We start from the raw sequence: 17,002 nt of genomic DNA on the forward strand, positions 1-17,002 counted from the left end.
GCGTTGTTTTCGGCTGACGGCCGGTGGGGGCTGGTCGCGCCCGCGCGGCGGAGCCGCATATCGACACAGCCCCGCGCCCCTGGGTTGGACCAGTCGCCCGGAAATCAAGCGGTGGCCGCGAGTTGTGGCAACCGCCGGTGCCTGGGGTGGCGCATGGTTTTCGGCTGCCGGCCGGTGGGGGCTGGTCGCGCCCGCGCGGCGGAGCCGCATATCAACACAGCCCCGCGCCCCTAGGTCGGTCCAGCTGCCCGGAACCAGGCAGTGGTCGCTGTCTGAGCCGTGGCTACTGCGGGCTCTCGGGACGACGCTCGGGTGTCCGGGGCCCCCGGTCAGAGGTGATGCCGCCCGCGGCCGCTTTCTTTCACGGGCGGCACCACCGGTCCACCGCGGGCTACGCGTCCCTCATCCCCGCGCCCGCGAACTCCCGCATTCCCTCGGCGAAGCCGACCTCCGCCTTCCACCCCAGCTCCGCCCGCAGCCGCGCCGAGTCCGCCGTGATGTGCCGTACGTCCCCGAGGCGGTACTCCCCGGTGACCACGGGGGCGGGGCCGCCGTACGCGTCCGCCAGTGCCCGCGCCATCTCGCCGACCGTGTGCGGCTCGCCGCTGCCGGTGTTGTACGAGGTGAGCGCACCCGTGGGTGAACTCGCCTCCAGCGCCGCCACGTTGGCCGCGGCCACGTCCCGTACGTGCACGAAGTCCCGGCGCTGGCCGCCGTCCTCGAAGACGCGCGGGGCCTCGCCGCGGGCGAGTGCCGAGCGGAAGAAGGAGGCGACGCCGGCGTACGGGGTGTCGCGGGGCATGCCCGGGCCGTACACGTTGTGGTAGCGCAGCGCCACCGCCGAACCGCCCGTGGCCCGTGCCCAGGCCGCCGCCAGGTGCTCCTGGGCGAGCTTGGTCGTGGCGTAGACGTTCCGCGGATCGACCGGGGCGTCCTCGCCGACCAGGCTGGGGGAGAGGTCCGCGCCGCACGCCGGGCACGGCGGCTCGAAGCGCCCCGCGTCCAGGTCGGCGACGGCTCGCGGGCCCGGCCGTACGGTTTCGTGCCGGGCGCAGGTGTAGCGGCCCTCGCCGTACACCACCATCGACCCGGCCAGCACGAGCCGCCGTACTCCCGCCTCGGCCATCGCGGCGAGCAGGACCGCCGTACCGACGTCGTTGTGCGAGACGTACTGCGGGGCGTCGGCGAAGTCGACGCCCAGGCCGACCATCGCCGCCTGGTGGCACACCGCGTCCACGCCGGTCAGGGCGCGCCGCACGGCGTCGGGGTCCCGGACGTCGCACGCCGGGTCGGCCCGGACGTCGTACCCGACGGGTTCGTGGCCGTGGGCCGTGAGCGCCTCGACGATCGGGGACCCGATGAAACCGGCGCTGCCGGTGACCAGTACACGCATGTGCCCAAGCTAGGGCCCCGACCGGCCTGGAGAGCCGGTCCGCGCCGTCACGTCACGGCTTCGTAAGACTCAGCGGGAACGACACCGTGAACACCGTCGCGCCCGGCTCGCTGTCCAGCTCGATCGAGCCGCCGTGGGCCCGGACCAGCGAGACGGCCACCGCGAGGCCGAGGCCGCTGCCGCCCCGGTCCCGGCTGCGGGCCTTGTCGACGCGGTAGAAGCGGTCGAAGACCCGCTCCTGGTCGGCGGCCGGGATGCCGGGACCCGCGTCCGCGATCCGCACGCGCGCGTGACCGTCCCGTACCCGTACCCCGACCGACACCTCGGTGCCCGGCGGGGTGTGCATGGCCGCGTTGGTGAGGAGGTTGTCGAGGACCTGCCGGACGCGCTGCGGGTCGAGCCGCAGCTTCAGGGCCTGAGGGCCCGGCGTCACCGTCAGCGGATGGTGCGGGTGGCTCGCGCGCAAGGCGTCGGCCGCCTGCTCCACCAGCTCCACCAGGTCCACCTCGACGGGCCTGAGCGGCGTCTCGACCTCCGCCGCGTCCAGGCGGGCGAGCAGCAGCAGGTCGTCCAGGAGGAAGCCCATGCGGGCGGCCTCGGCACGCAGCCGGGCCAGGTGCTTGTCGCGCTCCTCGGGAGCGTTCGCGGCGGCGTACTGGAAGAGGTCCGCGTAGCCCCGTACGGACATCAGCGGCGTGCGCAGCTCGTGCGAGGCGTCCGCGACGAACCGGCGCAGCCGCTGCTCGGCCTCCGCGCGGACGGCGAGGGAGTCGTCGATGTGCTCCAGCATGGTGTTGAACGCGGTCCGCAGCTCCTCGACCTCCGGTCCGCCGCCCCGCTTGTCCGCGCGCAGCGGCAGCCGGGACGCCGTCTCGGTGAGGTCGTGCAGGGCGATGCCGTGCGCGGTGTGCGCCATGTCGCTCAGTGGCTTCAGCCCGCGCCGCAGCAGTTTGCGGCCGATCACCACGAGCACCAGCAGGGCCAGCCCGAAGGCGACGACCTGGACCGTGATCAGCCGCCGTACGGTCGCGTCGATGTCGTCCATGGGGGCAGCGCTGACCAGGACCACCCCGGGCTCGACCTCGCAGGCCCGCAGCCGGTAGTCGCCCTGGCCCTGGAGGTGCTCGGTGGCCAGCACCTCGGTGTGCGCGACCGTCTGCGCCTTCGCCACGGTGGTGAACTCGTCGACGTCCGTCGGCAGGTCGGTGGGATCCTCGGGCTTGCGCAGCTCGGGGACGCCGTCCTTGATGTCGTACACCGCGTAGTACCAGGCCCAGTACTTCTTGCCGGCGAGCGTGCCGGAGTCCGCGATGCTCTTCGACTGGGCGCCCTGCGCGAGCGACAGCTGGTCGTTGAGCTGCGCCGACAGGTAGTCCCGCATGTACGTCGTCAGGGCCGTGCCGACGACGCCGAACACCATCAGGGCCAGCACCCCGAGGCCCAGCGCGAGGCGGGTGCCCAGCCGCATCCGCCGGTAGGTGGAGCGCAGCCGGCCGAGGAGGGATCTCACCCGGCCGCCTGCCGGATCACGTACCCGAAGCCCCGCACGGTGTGGATCAGCGGCTCGCCCGTGTCCTCCAGCTTGCGGCGCAGCCGGCTGACGACGAGCTCGACGACGTTGGAGCGCCCGCCGAAGCCGTACTCCCACACATGGTCGAGGATCTGCGCCTTGGTCAGCACGGTCGGTGACTTGCGCATCAGGTACCTGAGCACCTCGTACTCGGTCGGGGTGAGCGTGAGCAGTTTGTCGCCGCGGCGCACCTCGCGGGTGTCCTCGTCCATCGTGAGGTCGGCGACCTGGAGCACCGAACGCTGGAAGCCCGGTCCGGAGCTGCGCCGCAGCACCGTCCGCAGCCGTGCCATCAGCTCCTCCACGGCGAACGGCTTGACGAGGTAGTCGTCGCCGCCCCGGGTCAGCCCGGCCACCCGGTCGGCGACCGCGTCGCGCGCGGTGAGGAACACCACGGGCACCATCGTCCCCGAGCGCCGCAGCCGGTCCAGGACGCCGAACCCGTCGATGTCGGGCAGCATGAGGTCGAGCACCACGATGTCGGGACGGAACTCCGCGGCGCGGCTCAGGGCCTCCTCGCCGGAGTTCGCGGTGACCGCCTCCCAGCCCTCGTAGCGGGCGACCGTCGCCACGAGATCGGCGATCGGCGGGTCGTCGTCCACGACGAGGAGTCGTACTTTTTCCACCTGCTCATAGTGCTTCACGGCGACCGGAAAACCAGAGCGGGGTGGCTCCCGGGAACACATCGATAAGCTCTTGAAAGTTGTACGACAGCGAATCGACAGCTCCCCCCGGAGAAGCTCGGTTACCCAGGCCCCCATCAAGGAGCTAGTCCGTGACGACCGTCCAATCGCCCCCTGCGCCCCCCACGGCGATAAAACGCCCCAGGGTGGTGGCCCGCACCGGCCTGTACGCCGTGCTGGCCGCCAACGCGGCGGTGGTCGCCTGGTTCTTCGCCCAGGCCGGCTTCGCCTCCAGCGCGCTCATCGTGCTCGGCCGCCTCACCGGCCTGTACGCCGCGCTCGTCATGGCCTTCCAGCTGGTCCTCGTGGCCCGTCTGCCCTGGCTCGACCACCGCATCGGCATGGACCGGCTCACCTCCTGGCACCGCTGGACCGGCTTCGCCCTCCTGTGGACGCTGCTCGCGCACGTCGTCTTCATCAGCTTCGGCTACGCCGACGGCACCGACGTGGGCCCGATCGGCGAGATCGTCGACCTCGCCGAGACCACCGAGGGCGTCTTCCGCGCGGTCGTCGCGTTCTTCCTGATCCTCGTGATCGGCGCGGTCTCCGCCCGCTACGCCCGGCGCCGCCTCGCCTACGAGACCTGGCACTTCATCCACCTGTACACGTACGTCGCCGTGGTCCTGGCCTTCACCCACCAGGTCTCCGTCGGTACGACCTTCACGTCCTCGTCCGTCGCCACCGCGTACTGGTACTGCGTCTGGGGCGTCGCCCTCGGCTCGATAGCTCTGGGCCGCGCGGTGCTGCCGCTGTGGCGGAACTGGCGCCACCAGTTCCGGGTCACCGCCGTCGTCCCCGAGAGCGACAACGTCGTCTCCGTCTACATCAGCGGCAAGGACCTCGACCAACTGCCCGCCCGCGCAGGCCAGTTCTTCCTCTGGCGCTTCCTGACCGCCGACCGCTGGTGGCAGGCCAACCCCTTCTCGCTGTCCGCCGCCCCCGACGGCAGGACACTGCGCCTGACCGCCAAGGCCGCAGGAGAGGGCAGCGCCGCCCTGCGGCACCTCAAGGTCGGCACCCGCGTCTTCGCCGAGGGCCCCTACGGCGCCTTCACCGCCCTGCACCGCACCCGCCCCGAGTCCGTCCTGATCGCCGGCGGCGTCGGCGTCACCCCCATCCGGGCCCTCCTCGAGGAACTGCACGGCCACGCCGTCGTCATCTACCGCGTCGGCTCCGACCGGGACGCCGTCCTCTACGACGAGCTGCGCGACCTCGCGCTCGCCAAGGGCGCCGAACTCCACCTGGTCACCGGGCCTCCGGTGCCCGACAAGCTGGCGGCGGGCGAGCTGGCACGGCTCGTGCCCGACATCGCGGAGCGGGACGTCTTCCTGTGCGGACCGCCCCCGATGATGAACGCCGTGCTGGGCAGCCTGCGGGAGCTGAACGTGCCCAAGGCGCAGACCCATTTCGAGCGCTTCAGCCTGGCTGGATGAGGAAGACACCGTGAAACGAGCCATACCTGTCGTCGTCCTGAGCATCGCGGGTCTGGTCCCCGTGTGGCTCTACCAGCCCTCGGCCGCCACCTCCACCGTCCAGACCACCACGCCGGCGCCCTCGACGTCCTCCTCCGGGACGTCCGGTACGAACGTGGTCACCACGACGACGATCGACACGGAGAAGGGCCCCGTCCAGCTCCAGGTGACCTTCGCCGGTACGAAGATCACCGCCGTGAAGATGCTCCAGCAGCCGGACCACCCGCAGACCACGGCCGCCGTGCCGCAGCTGGTGTCGGAGACCCTGGAGGCGCAGAGCGCGGACATCGACACCGTCTCCGGCGCCACGATCACCAGCGATGCCTACAAGGAGTCCCTCCAGGCCGCGATCGACAACAACGCGAAGACGGCGGCCAAGGCCTCGTCCTCCCCGTCCGCGTCGGCCACCGAGGAGTCGGCCAAGACTGTCGACGGCACCGCGGTCGACACGGAGAAGGGCACCGTCCAGGTCCAGGTGACCTTCGAGGGCGACAAGATCAGCGCCGTCACCATGCTCCAGCAGCCGAACCACCCGCAGACGACGGCCGCCGTGCCGCAGCTGGTGTCGGAGACCCTGGAGGCGCAGAGCGCGGACATCGACACCGTCTCCGGTGCGACCATCACCAGCGACGGCTACAAGGAGTCCCTCCAGGCCGCGATCGACGCGAAGGGTTGATCTCCGCGATGCACCGCGTCGAACACGTCATGAGCTTCCCCGTCTCGCTCCGGGTCGACGACGACAACGTCTCCGAATCGGCGGCGGACGCGGCCTTCGGGTGGCTGCGCGAGGCGGACGCCCGGTTCAGCCCGTTCAAGGAGGACAGCGAGGTGTCGCGGTACGACCGCGGCGAGCTGTCCTGCGAGGACCTCAGCGCGGACCTGCGCGAGATCCTCGCCCTGAGCGAGCACTACCGGCAGGCCACCGGCGGCGCCTTCGACGTACGGCCGCCCGGTCGCCGTCTCGACCCCTGCGCGGTGGTCAAGGGCTGGGCGGTGCAGCGGGCGGCGCGGCTGCTCACGACGGCCGGCGCGACGCGGTTCGTCCTCAACGCGGGCGGTGACGTGCTCGCCGGCGGCGGCCCCTGGCGCGTGGGCGTACGGCACCCCGAACACGCCGACAAGCTGTGCACGGTCCTGGAGCTGACCGACGGAGCGGTCGCCACCTCCGCCCGCTACGAACGCGGCGACCACATCCTGGACGCCCGCACCGGCCGCCCGGCGACGGGCCTGCTCAGCCTGACGATCGTGGCGGCGACGCTGACGGAGGCCGACTCCGTCGCCACGGCGGCCTTCGCCATGGGCCCCGAGGGAGTCGAGTGGGCCGCCTCCCTGCCCGGCTGCGAGGTGTTCGCGGTGGACGCCGGGCGACAGGTGCTGCGTACGCCGGGGTTCCCGGCAGCGGCCTGAGGAGACCCGTGACGAGGGCGGGCCGCCGGTGTGTTCACCGGCGGCCCGCCCGCTGTGCACCCGCGCGGGTTCGTCAGCCGACGTCGGAGGCGTCCAGGCGGTACAGGCCACTGTAAGCGGAGACCGCGGTGCCGTTCTTCTTGACCCAGGTGGAGATCTCGGAGTTCGAGGAGCCCTGGCCGGAGTCGCTCACCACGATGTAGTGCAGCTTGCCGGACTTCACGAGGCTCTTGAGCCCCGCGAGGGTCATCGCGTTGTCGGAGCCGGACCAGCCGCCCATGGAGATCACCGGCTCACCGGAGTCCAGGATGAGCGAGGAGGCGGTCTGGTCGGTGGCGACGGCGACCAGCCAGGTGGCGCCGTCCTGGTTCTTCTTCAGGTACGAGACCATCGCGGAGGAGACCTGGGTGTCGCCGCCCATGCCGCCACCGGCGGCCTTGGAGTCGGACGCGGCGGCGGACCCGCTGCCCGATGGCGGCTGAACCATCGACTGGCTGCCGGAGTTCGTGGAACCGCTCGGGCGCCGGCCTCCGCCGCCCATGCCCCCGCCCCCGCCCATGCCGCCGGTGCTGGGACCGGCCGTCGGGTTGGTGCCGTTGGTGGAGGAGGTGGCCGCCGACGCCGAGTAGGCGGCGGGACCGGCGAGCAGGGCGACGACCGCAGCGAGGGCCGCGATGCCCGTCAGCCGCTGCCGCTTGGTGAACCGGCCGAGCAGCAGCCCGGTCACCGCGACCGCGCCCGCCGCCCCGGCCACGATCTCGGCGACCGTGTACAGCGTCCCGGAGCCGGAGACCCGCTGGAGCAGGACGACCGACCACACCGTGCTGACCGCGATCGCCGCGGGCAGCACCCAGCTCCACTTCGCCGCCGAACGTTCCTGGAAGGCCTTGTAGAGCATCACGCCGCCGATACCGGCCAGGGCCGCGATGCCGGGCGCCATGGCGGTGACGTAGTACGGGTGGAAGGTGCCCTCGGCGAGGGCGAAGGTCAGGTAGTGGAAGACGAACCAGCCGCCCCACAGCATCAGCGCCGCCCGCTCGGCGTCCGTGCGGGGAGCCCGGCCGCGCAGCACCAGACCGCCGACCAGGGCGATCAGGGCGAAGGGGATCAGCCACGAGATCTGGCCGCCCACGATGCTGTTGAACAGCCGGTACAGGCCCGCCTCACCGCCGAAGCTCGCGCCGTTGCCCTGCGAGCCGACCGAGGAACTCGCGCCGAAGATCCGGCCGAAGCCGTTGTAGCCGATGACCAGGTCCCACACGGTGTTGTCGGTCGAACCGCCGATGTACGGCCGGGAGGAGGCGGGGACGAGGTCGACGACCACCATCCACCAGGCACTGGAGACGACCAGCGCGACGGTGCCGACGGCGAGGTTGCGGACACGGCGGCCGAGCGAGCCCTTGGCCGCCCACAGGTAGACCAGGAAGAACGCCGGCAGGACGACGTACGCCTGCATCATCTTCGTGTTGAACGCGAAGCCGATCGCGACACCGGACCACACCAGCGGCATCAGCCGCCCGGTGCGCACGGCCTTCATCAGCGCGGCCGCGCCGAGCAGCATCAGGAAGACCAGGACCGGGTCGGGGTTGGTGTCCCGGGTGATGGCGACGGTGATCGGCGTGAGCGTCAGCGCGAGCGCGGCGACCGTGCCCGCGACGGCTCCGAAGTCCCGCTTGACCATGCGGTACAGCAGGGCCACCGAGCCGGTGCCCACGGCCACCATCGGCAGCATCAGCTGCCAGGTGCCGTAGCCGAGGACCCGGGCCGACAGGCCCATCACCCACAGGGCGAACGGCGGCTTGTCGACGGTGATGAAGCTGCCGGAGTCGAGGGCGCCGAAGAAGAAGGCCTTCCAGCTCTTCGTGCCGGAGTACACGGCCGCGTCGTAGAAGGTGTTTCCGGTGATGGACGACAGGTTCCAGGCGTACAGCGCCGTGGCCAGCACCAGGACGGCCCAGAGGGCGGGGCGAGCCCAGCGGGGATCCTCCGGGGCACCGGTGAACAGTCTGCGGAGCCGGCTGCTCGCGGCGGGCGGCACGGCCCGGTGCCTGCCGTCCTGGGCGGTCGGCGCGGGCGGCGGGGCGAGGGTCGTCATGGCATGTACTCCAGGTCTCCGAGCGGTGGTTGTGACGACCGTCGGGTCCGGTGCTGGGTGATCCCTGTGCCTGCGCTGAACGAGGGATGAGAATCAGGGGATTCACAGGAGGCCCACAGCCCCGCTCTCTTCGTCGCCGTCGTGGCTGCTCGCGGGCCTGACGGGTGGACGGCCTCGGCGCGACGGCGTAACACAAGCCGTCTAGACTCTGGCGGACGACCCGCTGAGCTGGTCGAATGCGGACAATTTCTGCCAGACCCGAAGGGTATTCGGCGCTTTGATACGGATAGATTCAGTCACCAAGCGGTACCCGGACGGAACGGTGGCGGTCGACCGCCTCTCGTTGGACATTCCCGACCGCTCGATCACCGTCCTCGTCGGCCCCTCGGGCTGCGGCAAGACGACGACCCTGCGCATGATCAACCGGATGGTCGAACCCAGTGAGGGAACCATCCTGATCGACGGCAAGGACAGCAGGCAGCAGTCGGTCAACACGCTGCGCCGGTCCATGGGCTACGTCATCCAGAACGCCGGGCTCTTCCAGCACCGCACGATCATCGACAACATCGCCACCGTGCCCCGGATGCTCGGGTGGGGCAAGGACAAGGCGCGGGCGCGGGCACGGGAGCTGATGGAGCGGGTCGGTCTCGACGGCTCGCTCGCCAAGCGGTACCCCTACCAGCTGTCCGGCGGACAGCAGCAGCGCGTCGGTGTGGCCCGGGCGCTCGCCGCCGACCCGCCGGTGCTGCTGATGGACGAGCCCTTCTCGGCGGTCGACCCCATCGTGCGCAAGGGGCTCCAGGACGAACTCCTGCGCATCCAGGGCGAGTTGGGCAAGACCATCGTCTTCGTCACCCACGACATCGACGAGGCCGTCAAGCTCGGCACGATGGTCGCCGTACTGCGCACCGGCGGCAAGCTCGCCCAGTACGCGCCGCCCGCCGAACTGCTCTCCGACCCCGCCGACGCGTTCGTCGAGGACTTCCTCGGCAGCGACCGGGGCATCCGGCGGCTCTCCTTCTTCTCCTCCGCGGACCTCGCACTGCTCACCGGACCGGTCGTCGCGGTCGACGCCACCGCCGAGCAGATCGCCGCGCGCGGTGCGGCCGAGGCTCCCTATCTCCTCGTCACCGACGTGGAGGGCAGGCCCCTCGGGTGGAGCGAGCCGCGGGACCTGACCGCCGGGAGCGTCGACACCGGGCGGCTGCTGCCGTACGGGCGGCCCTTCGTGGCCGGTACGGACTCGCTGCGGGCCGCGCTGGACTGCGCGGTGCTCTCGCCCACCGGCTGGGCCGTCGGGGTCGACGCCGAGGGCCGGGTGGCCGGTGTGGTCTCCCAGCAGTCCATCGGCGAGGCGATCCGCGGAGCGCACGCGGAGGCGACCGTGAGCGACCAGGCCTCCAAGGCCGCCGGATGAACGGCTTCTTCGACATCCCCAGCGACCTCCAGCACAGCTGGCTCGGTCTGATCGGCCTGCACCTCAGGGAAGCGCTGCTGCCGGTGCTCGCCGGACTGGTGATCGCGCTGCCGCTGTCCCAGCTGTGCGTGCGCTTCCGGTGGCTGTACCCGCCGGTGCTGTGGGTGACGACCGTGCTGTACGCCATCCCCTCGCTGGCCTTCTTCGTGGTCCTCATCGACTACACCGGCCAGACCGAACTCACGGTGATGATCCCCCTCACCGTGTACACCCTCGTCATCCTGGTCCCGGCGATCGTCGACGGCGTCCGCTCGGTGCCCCAGGAGACCCTGGCCGCCGCGACGGCGATGGGCTTCGGGCCCGTACGCCGATACGTCCAGGTCCAGTTGCCGATCGCCGTGCCCGCCATCATCGCCGGGCTCAGGGTGGCCACCGTGTCGAGCATCAGCCTCGTCAGCGTCGGCGCCCTCATCGGCAACCAGGGCGCGCTCGGCAACCTGCTCAACGACGCCACCATCTACAACCGGCCCGAACTCGCCTGGAACGCCGTGCTCACCATGGCCGTCCTGGCGCTCCTCGTCGACGGCCTGCTGGTCGCCGTACGGCTGCTGCTGACGCCGTGGATGCCGCGGCGGGCGCACTCGACACCGAAGGCCGGCCGGCCCGACCCGGCCGCCCTCGCCCTGGAGGACACGGCCCGGTGAACATCCTCAACTTCATCAACAGCTTCTTCAGCGACAGCGCCCACTGGCACGGCTACGACGGCATCCCCACCCGGGTGTGGGAGCACGTCCAGTACACCCTGGAGGCGCTCGCCCTCGCCGCCGCGATCGGGCTGCCGGTCGGGCTGGTCACCGGGCACTACGGTCGGGGCGGCAACACGCTCTCCCTCATCGCCACCGCGGGACGGGCGCTGCCCACGTTCGGTCTGCTGGTGCTGATGACCCTGTCCCTGGGGTTCGGACTGATCAACGTGATGATCCCGCTGGTCGTCCTCGCCGTACCGCCGATCCTCGTCACCACCTACGAGGCGATGCGGTCCGTCGACCCGTCCCCGGTGGACGCCGCGCGGGGCATGGGGATGCACGAGGCGGAGATCCTGCTGCGGGTCGAACTGCCCGTCGCGCTCCCGCTGATCCTCGGCGGACTGCGCTCGGCGGCCATCCAGATCGTCTCCACCGCGACCATCGCGGCGTACGTCTCGCTCGGCGGGCTCGGCCGGTACATCGTGGACGGGCTGTACCAGCGCAACTACGAGAAGGTCGTGGGCGGCGCGACGCTGGTCGCGCTGATGGCGCTGGTGACCCTGGCGCTGTTCTGGGGGATCACCAGGCTCACCGTGTCGCGCGGTGTGCTCAGGAGCAACTGAGTGACGGGCCGGGGGAGTTCCCCCGGCCCTCCTCACGCCCGGGTGCGTGCCAGCGCCTGTTCCAGCACGACCAGCAGGGCGTCCCGCACCGAGCCGCGTTCCCTCGCGTCGAAGACGATCACCGGGATGCGCTCGTTGACGTCGAGGGCCCAGCGGACCTCGTCCAAGGTGTGCTCGACCCTGCCGTCGAAGGCGTTGACGGCGACCGCGAACGGTATCTGCTTGTGCTCGAAGTAGTCGACCGCCGCGTAGCAGTCGTCCAGGCGGCGGGTGTCGACGATGACGAGACCGCCGAGGGCCCCCTCGACGATGTCGTCCCACATGAAGCCGAAGCGCTCCTGCCCGGGCGTGCCGAACAGGTACAGCTTCAGGGTCGGGTCGACGGTGATGCAGCCGAAGTCCATCGCGACCGTGGTCGTGGTCTTGCGCGGGGTGTGGCTGAGGTCGTCCACGCCCGCGGCGACCTCGGTGATGGCGGCCTCGGTGGTCAGCGGCTCGATCTCGGAGATCGAGCCGACCGCGGTCGTCTTGCCCACCCCGAAGCCGCCCGCGATCACCATCTTGACCGGCAGCGGCGGTCGTACGGCGGCGGCGGGCGCGGCCGAGGGCCGGGTGGCCGGTTCAGTCGGTGTCACGGAGTACCCCTCGGGAGTCGGGGATGGCACGCAGGCCGTCGATGAGCCTGCGCAGGACGGAGGCGTCGTGGGTGATGTCGGTGTCGGGCACGTGCACCGTCAGCTGCCCCGCCGTGCGCAGGTCCTCGGCGAGGATCCTGACCACGTTCAGGTGCAGCCGCAGCCGGGCCGCGATCTCCGCGATGGACTGCGGGATCCGGCACGCGGCGACGATGTCGTGCTGTTCGAAGGAGAGTCGGTCGAGCACGGCGAGCCCCTCGGCGGTGGCCACCACCTGGGTCTCCACCGGCATCGTCCGTCCGGAAGGAGCGGGTGCCACCCGGCCGGCGGTCACCAGGAACGGCCGTACGGCGGCGACGGGGCCGACCACCGGGTCCGGGCCCGGTGGTCGGCCGCCGTCCTCGCCTGCACCGCTCTCAGTGCGGCCGTCCGACATGGCTGTGTGTCTTCCTCTCCGGCCGGGCGGTGCCCGGTCAGCGCTTCGACGCGACGCCGACGCTGTTCTTCAGTTCGAGTACGAGCTGGGGGTTGAGCGCGCTGCCCGCCCGGTTGGCGAACAGCGTCATCTCGTACGCGATGTTGCCCAGCTTGGCCTCCTTGTCGGTCACGACGCCGAGCACGGCGCCGCTGCCGATCGCGGAGACCAGGACATGGCCGCCCTCCAGGTCGATGATGACCTTGTTGAGGCCGCCGAGGCCGTAGTTGCCGGAGGCGCCGGCGGCCAGGCTCGTGATGCCGGAGACGATCGCGGCGAGGCGTTCGGAGTCCGCGTGTTCACGCAGTTCCGACACGGCGATGAGCAGCCCGTCCGAGGACACGGCGATGGCGTCGACGACACCCGCCGTCTCCGTCGCGAAACGGTTCAGCAGCCATGTGAAGTCGGCTGCGGCGGCCTGCAGGTCGGCGGGCGTGGTGCCTTCCGTAGGCGTGTCACCTGGGGACGTGCTCACTGCTCCGCTCCTTCCGGGGAGTGGTTCTGGTCGTGCGGGGGGTCGGATGCGGTCCGGTGGGTTTCCATGTCGGCCTTTTCGGCCCTGTCGGCGTTGAACACCGGTCTTGGGTGGCTGCCGGTCTCGGTGTCCCGGTGCGCGCGCTCGACGGCCGCCTCGAACTCGTCGAGGGCGTCGCGTACGGCTTCCGCGTCGGCGGGCCGGGACGGGGCCGTCCTCGGGACGACGTCCGCACCGACGGTGGTGCGCAGTGTGGCACCACGGACCCGGCGGCGCAGCGGACGGGCGTCGGAGGGATCGCCCTCGGCCGGAGCGGACACCCCCACCTCGCCGGCGCGGGCCTTGGGGATGAACGGGGCGGTGGCGGGGCCGGGTTCGTCGCCGGCCGGGGCCGCCTGGTCGCGCGGGGGGACCCGGCGGGGGAGCGGAGTGGAGTCCTCGGCGGTGGACGCCACGGGGCCGGTCCCGGCACCGTTCGAGAGCACGGCAGCCTGGTGGCCGGACTCGCCCGGCGCGGCGGGCGCCGTGTCCGCGGCCACGGCCCAGGACGGTCCGGAGCTCGTCCGCGTGCGTGCGGCGCCCGCTGCCGAGTCGGCCGCCGGAGCCGCGGCCACCGCCACCGGGCTCATCGTCAGCAGCAGGGACGCCGGGATCGTCACCTCGGCCGTCACACCGCCGCCGGGGGTGCGGGACAGGGCCACGCTCACCTCCCAGCGGCGCGCCAGCGTGCCGACGACGAAGAGGCCGAGGACCTTCGTCGGTACGAGGTCGAGGCGCTCGCGGCGGATGAGGCGGGCGTTCTCCTCCTCCAGGCGCTCGGCGCTCATGCCGAGACCATGGTCGGAGATGACGACCAGCGCGCCCTCGTGGCTGTCCTTGACGATCACCTCGACGGGGCTGCCCGCGGGCGAGAAGGACACGGCGTTCTCGACGAGTTCGGCCACCATCAGCGTGAGGTCGCCGATGATGTCGGGCTCGACCATGGCCTCCGTGCCGGCCTGGAGGGAGACCCGCTGGAAGCCCTCGATCTGCCCGAGCGCGGCCCGGACGACGTTGGTGAGCGCGAGCGGCCCGGAGTCGAGGACCGTCTCGCGGATACCGGCGAGCAGCATCAGACTGTCGGCGTTGCGGCGCAGACGTACGGCGATGTGGTCGATGCTGTAGAGGCGTTCCAGGAGCGCGGGGTCCGTCTCGCCGCGCTCCACCGCGTCGATCAGCGCCAGCTGTCGCGTGGTCAGGTTGCTGACCCGGCGGCCCACGTTGCCGAACATCTCGGCGACGTTGCGGCGGCTGAGGACCTGTCGTTCGAGGAGGGCGAGCGCGGTGGTCTGCACCTGGTTGAACACGTCCGCGAGGTCGCCGATCTCGTCCTTCGCGGTGACCGGCATCTCCTGGAGCCGCGGCGTCCCGGTGTCCTCGGTGTCGTCGTCGGCGACGCGCGCCAGCTCACGGCCGGCCACGTCCGCGACCTGCTTGGCGGCACCGGTCAGGGCCTGCACCGGACGGATCACGGAACGTCGTACGGCGACGGAGAAGGCGAGCCAGAGCACGAAGCCCAGCAGGGCGGCCCCGAGCAGCCAGGCCGCGTTCGACCGGGCGCTGCGGGAGGCGGCGTCGGCGCGGTCGGCGATCTGGGCGATGAGCGAGGTGGTGGTCTTCAGCCGGGTCCGGGCCTGCGCGCGGTAGTCGGGGTAGGAGTCGAGCGCCGTCTGGAACGCCTTCTTGATCTCGGCGTTCGAACCGGCCTGGAGCGCGCTGGGGTCGATCTGCAGCTCGGCGTACTGCCGGGAGATCGCCGCCTGGGCGCTGTTGTGCTCGATGTCGCCGAGCTCCTGAGCCTGCTCCTCGGTGGCGAACCGGCCGAAGCGGTCGACCTGGTGGGTGTACTCGTCGTAGGAGCCGATCGCGCCGATCAGCTCGATGAGGGCGTTGGAGTCGCCGGTCGTCGCGGAGAAGACACCGGTCTCGAAGGATCCGTGCGCGGCGTCGGCGCGCAGCAGCGAGTCGAGCAGGTTGCCCGTGAAGGTGGCCGCGAGGGAGGGGTTGCGGTCGAGTCCGAGGCCGTCGATGAGGCCCTGGGAGGCGTCGCTGTAGGCCGGGTCGATGTTGTCGGCGGGCAGGTACGCCTTCTCGATGGTGCCGCGCAGGTCCTGCAGGCCGTCGACCTCGCGCAGGGCCTGGGCCTCCTCGTACGGGAGCCGGTCGCCGAAGGTCACCCGGACCTTCTCGACCTGGTCGTCCACGGCTGTCTGGGCCGCGCGGTAGGCGGTCTGCGAGGGGGTGTGGCCGTCCCAGGTGGACTGGTGGCGCACGGAGAGCAGGACGGCCTGCTGGTGCTCGGCCTCCAACTGCCCCACGAGCTTGGCCACCTGGGCGCTGTCCCGCACCAGCTGGGCCGCGTCCGACGCGTCGTTGGACTGGCCGACCTGGTCGGTGAAGAGGTACGCCAGCAGCACGGCGACCACCGCGAGCGGCACACCCACCAGGATGTTCAGCTTGCGCCGGAAGGGCCAGCGCTCGGCGAAGTCCCGGATGCCCCGTATTCGACTGCCACGGGTGCCGCCCCGGGCCGGCGACGGTGCCGACCGGGTGGACGCGCCCACCTCGTTCGCGGACACCAGCCCTCCTTCATGGGGTGTCTCGGGCGGCGCACAAGAACGCACATCACCGAATCTGATCGCTGCGGGACGGTGCACAGAGACACCTGAGTGGCTCCCGCACGCCTGTGTGACCGGCGCCAACTTCGGCGAGACTACAGCCTCTTCGGACAGCGCTTCCTGCCACCCCGAGTCAAGAATCCGTTACAACCCGGACGACACCCGGCGCGCCGGTTTCGCGCTTCCTTCACAACGGACTACGGATAGGCGTCAATTGTGACCAGGCCGGTCTTGACTGACCGAGAACCGGCTGGATTGGATCAGTGCAAGGGCTTCCCCCCTAGAACGCCCTTGAACCCCCTTGCATCCCCAGAGTTCCGGAACGGGAATCGTGACTTCTACCGCCGCACACCGCAGGTCCCTCAGGAAGAACCCCGGCGTGGCCGCCCTCGCGCTCGCCGCCACCACGGTCCTGCTGGCGGGATGCGGGTCCTCCGACAAGGGCTCCGACCCGCTCTCCGAGGACACCGCGGGCGCCGGCAGCGGCGACACCGTCGTCGTCGGCTCCAACAACTTCGCCGAGAGCATCCTGCTCGCCGACATCTACGGCGAGGCTCTGAAGGCCAAGGGCGTCAAGGTCACGTACAAGCCCAACATCGGCAGCCGCGAGACCACCTACGGCCTGCTGAAGAACGGCTCGATCACCGTCCTGCCCGAGTACAACGGCTCCCTGCTGGCCTACCTGGACAAGGACGCCAAGCAGGAGTCGGTCGAGGGCGTGAACGCCGCGGCCAAGTCCAAGCTCGACTCCAAGCTGACGCTGCTCGACTCGGCGCCGGCGGAGGACAAGGACTCGGTCACCCTCAACGCCGAAACCGCGAAGAAGTACAGCCTGACCGGCGAATCCACCCTCGCCGACCTCAAGGCCGTCGCCGGCGACCTGGTCATCGGCGGCTCGCCGGAGTTCCAGACCCGCCAGCAGGGTCTGCTCGGCCTGGAGTCCGAGTACGGCCTGAAGTTCAAGTCCTTCAAGGCGCTCGACGCGGGCGGTCCGCTGACCCAGGCGGCACTGAAGAAGAACACCGTGCAGGCCGCGGACCTCTTCACGACCGACCCGACCATCATCAAGGAGAAGTTCGTCGTCCTCCAGGACCCCAAGAACCTCTTCGGCTTCGCGAACGTGACCCCGCTGGTCTACAAGTCGGGTGTCTCCGCGGACGGCGTGGCCGCGCTCAACGCGGTCTCCGCCAAGCTGGACACCAAGGCGCTCCTCGAGATGGACAACCAGGTCCAGCTGGAGAACAAGGACCCGCTGGACGTGGCGAAGGCCTGGCTGAAGACGAACGGTCTCGGCTGACCCACGCGAGGCGCACGGAACGGCTGAGGAACGGCGCGGGCACCTGCCTCCACGGGG

At 71.1% G+C, this 17,002-nt stretch carries 15 protein-coding genes; 7 read left to right on the plus strand and 8 right to left on the minus strand.

What is annotated here, in order from left to right:
• Nucleotides 1-391: 391 nt before the first annotated feature.
• The 3 genes from ACFYRX_RS10095 to ACFYRX_RS10105 are packed head-to-tail and all read right to left on the minus strand — an operon-like array spanning nt 392 to nt 3,589.
• On the minus strand, nt 392-1,393 hold the full coding sequence (locus tag ACFYRX_RS10095; protein ID WP_389097874.1) for an NAD-dependent epimerase/dehydratase family protein: 1,002 nt from the start codon (nt 1,391-1,393) through the stop codon (nt 392-394).
• A gap of 52 nt (nt 1,394-1,445) precedes the next feature.
• On the minus strand, nt 1,446-2,861 hold the full coding sequence (locus ACFYRX_RS10100) for a sensor histidine kinase (protein ID WP_389098218.1): 1,416 nt from the start codon (nt 2,859-2,861) through the stop codon (nt 1,446-1,448).
• Between the two features lie 38 nt (nt 2,862-2,899).
• Nucleotides 2,900-3,589 carry a response regulator transcription factor gene (locus ACFYRX_RS10105; RefSeq protein ID WP_389097875.1) on the minus strand — a complete coding sequence of 230 codons (690 nt, stop codon included), beginning with the start codon at nt 3,587-3,589 and terminating at the stop codon, nt 2,900-2,902.
• A 149-nt stretch (nt 3,590-3,738) separates the two neighbouring features.
• Between ACFYRX_RS10105 and ACFYRX_RS10110 the strand changes: the two genes are divergently transcribed.
• From ACFYRX_RS10110 to ACFYRX_RS10120, 3 genes are read left to right on the plus strand one after another with little or no spacing between them, the layout of a single operon-like run.
• Nucleotides 3,739-5,079, plus strand: a complete 1,341-nt coding sequence (locus ACFYRX_RS10110; RefSeq protein WP_389097876.1) for a ferric reductase-like transmembrane domain-containing protein — start codon at nt 3,739-3,741, stop codon at nt 5,077-5,079.
• Between the two features lie 10 nt (nt 5,080-5,089).
• A complete protein-coding gene (locus ACFYRX_RS10115) occupies nt 5,090-5,794 on the plus strand; it encodes an FMN-binding protein (protein WP_389097877.1) in 705 nt (234 codons plus the stop codon).
• Nucleotides 5,795-5,802: 8 nt separating this feature from the next.
• Nucleotides 5,803-6,525 carry an FAD:protein FMN transferase gene (locus ACFYRX_RS10120; protein ID WP_389097878.1) on the plus strand — a complete coding sequence of 241 codons (723 nt, stop codon included), beginning with the start codon at nt 5,803-5,805 and terminating at the stop codon, nt 6,523-6,525.
• Nucleotides 6,526-6,598: 73 nt separating this feature from the next.
• Here ACFYRX_RS10120 and ACFYRX_RS10125 read toward each other — a convergent pair whose 3' ends face one another.
• Complete coding sequence (locus ACFYRX_RS10125; RefSeq protein WP_389097879.1) at nt 6,599-8,620, minus strand: ArnT family glycosyltransferase; 2,022 nt, start codon at nt 8,618-8,620, stop codon at nt 6,599-6,601.
• 277 nt (nt 8,621-8,897) lie between these two features.
• On the opposite strand from ACFYRX_RS10125, the gene ACFYRX_RS10130 reads away from it, so the two are divergent.
• Genes ACFYRX_RS10130 through ACFYRX_RS10140 form a run of 3 tightly spaced genes read left to right on the plus strand, consistent with a single transcriptional unit; the run spans nt 8,898 to nt 11,406 of the window.
• Complete coding sequence (locus tag ACFYRX_RS10130) at nt 8,898-10,037, plus strand: ABC transporter ATP-binding protein (RefSeq protein WP_389097880.1); 1,140 nt, start codon at nt 8,898-8,900, stop codon at nt 10,035-10,037.
• Nucleotides 10,034-10,741: an ABC transporter permease gene (locus ACFYRX_RS10135; protein WP_389097881.1), complete on the plus strand. Its 708-nt coding sequence runs from the start codon at nt 10,034-10,036 to the stop codon at nt 10,739-10,741. Before ACFYRX_RS10130 ends, ACFYRX_RS10135 begins: the two co-directional genes overlap by 4 nt.
• Nucleotides 10,738-11,406: an ABC transporter permease gene (locus ACFYRX_RS10140; protein WP_389097882.1), complete on the plus strand. Its 669-nt coding sequence runs from the start codon at nt 10,738-10,740 to the stop codon at nt 11,404-11,406. The genes ACFYRX_RS10135 and ACFYRX_RS10140 overlap by 4 nt, the downstream gene beginning before the upstream one ends.
• Nucleotides 11,407-11,438: 32 nt before the next feature.
• On the opposite strand, the gene ACFYRX_RS10145 is transcribed toward ACFYRX_RS10140, so the two are convergent.
• From ACFYRX_RS10145 to ACFYRX_RS10160, 4 genes are read right to left on the minus strand one after another with little or no spacing between them, the layout of a single operon-like run.
• On the minus strand, nt 11,439-12,041 hold the full coding sequence (locus ACFYRX_RS10145) for an ATP/GTP-binding protein (protein WP_389097883.1): 603 nt from the start codon (nt 12,039-12,041) through the stop codon (nt 11,439-11,441).
• On the minus strand, nt 12,028-12,477 hold the full coding sequence (locus ACFYRX_RS10150; RefSeq protein WP_389097884.1) for a DUF742 domain-containing protein: 450 nt from the start codon (nt 12,475-12,477) through the stop codon (nt 12,028-12,030). The genes ACFYRX_RS10145 and ACFYRX_RS10150 overlap by 14 nt, the downstream gene beginning before the upstream one ends.
• Nucleotides 12,478-12,514: 37 nt before the next feature.
• On the minus strand, nt 12,515-12,991 hold the full coding sequence (locus tag ACFYRX_RS10155) for a roadblock/LC7 domain-containing protein (protein ID WP_389097885.1): 477 nt from the start codon (nt 12,989-12,991) through the stop codon (nt 12,515-12,517).
• Entirely contained in the window at nt 12,988-15,609 is a 2,622-nt protein-coding gene (locus ACFYRX_RS10160) for an ATP-binding protein (RefSeq protein ID WP_389097886.1), read from the minus strand. The genes ACFYRX_RS10155 and ACFYRX_RS10160 overlap by 4 nt, the downstream gene beginning before the upstream one ends.
• Before the next feature lie 370 nt (nt 15,610-15,979).
• On the opposite strand from ACFYRX_RS10160, the gene ACFYRX_RS10165 reads away from it, so the two are divergent.
• On the plus strand, nt 15,980-16,945 hold the full coding sequence (locus ACFYRX_RS10165; RefSeq protein WP_389097887.1) for an ABC transporter substrate-binding protein: 966 nt from the start codon (nt 15,980-15,982) through the stop codon (nt 16,943-16,945).
• Nucleotides 16,946-17,002: the final 57 nt, after the last annotated feature.

This window comes from Streptomyces sp. NPDC005374 (genome assembly GCF_042872225.1).
GTDB lineage: Bacteria > Actinomycetota > Actinomycetes > Streptomycetales > Streptomycetaceae > Streptomyces.

Coding starts and splice junctions, on each gene's coding strand:
- ACFYRX_RS10095 (WP_389097874.1), bottom strand. CDS start 1,393: ATGCGTGTACTGGTCACCGGCAGCGCCGGTTTCATCGGGTCCCCGATC.
- ACFYRX_RS10100 (WP_389098218.1), bottom strand. CDS start 2,861: ATGCGGCTGGGCACCCGCCTCGCGCTGGGCCTCGGGGTGCTGGCCCTG.
- ACFYRX_RS10120 (WP_389097878.1), top strand. CDS start 5,803: ATGCACCGCGTCGAACACGTCATGAGCTTCCCCGTCTCGCTCCGGGTC.
- ACFYRX_RS10125 (WP_389097879.1), bottom strand. CDS start 8,620: ATGACGACCCTCGCCCCGCCGCCCGCGCCGACCGCCCAGGACGGCAGG.
- ACFYRX_RS10135 (WP_389097881.1), top strand. CDS start 10,034: ATGAACGGCTTCTTCGACATCCCCAGCGACCTCCAGCACAGCTGGCTC.
- ACFYRX_RS10150 (WP_389097884.1), bottom strand. CDS start 12,477: ATGTCGGACGGCCGCACTGAGAGCGGTGCAGGCGAGGACGGCGGCCGA.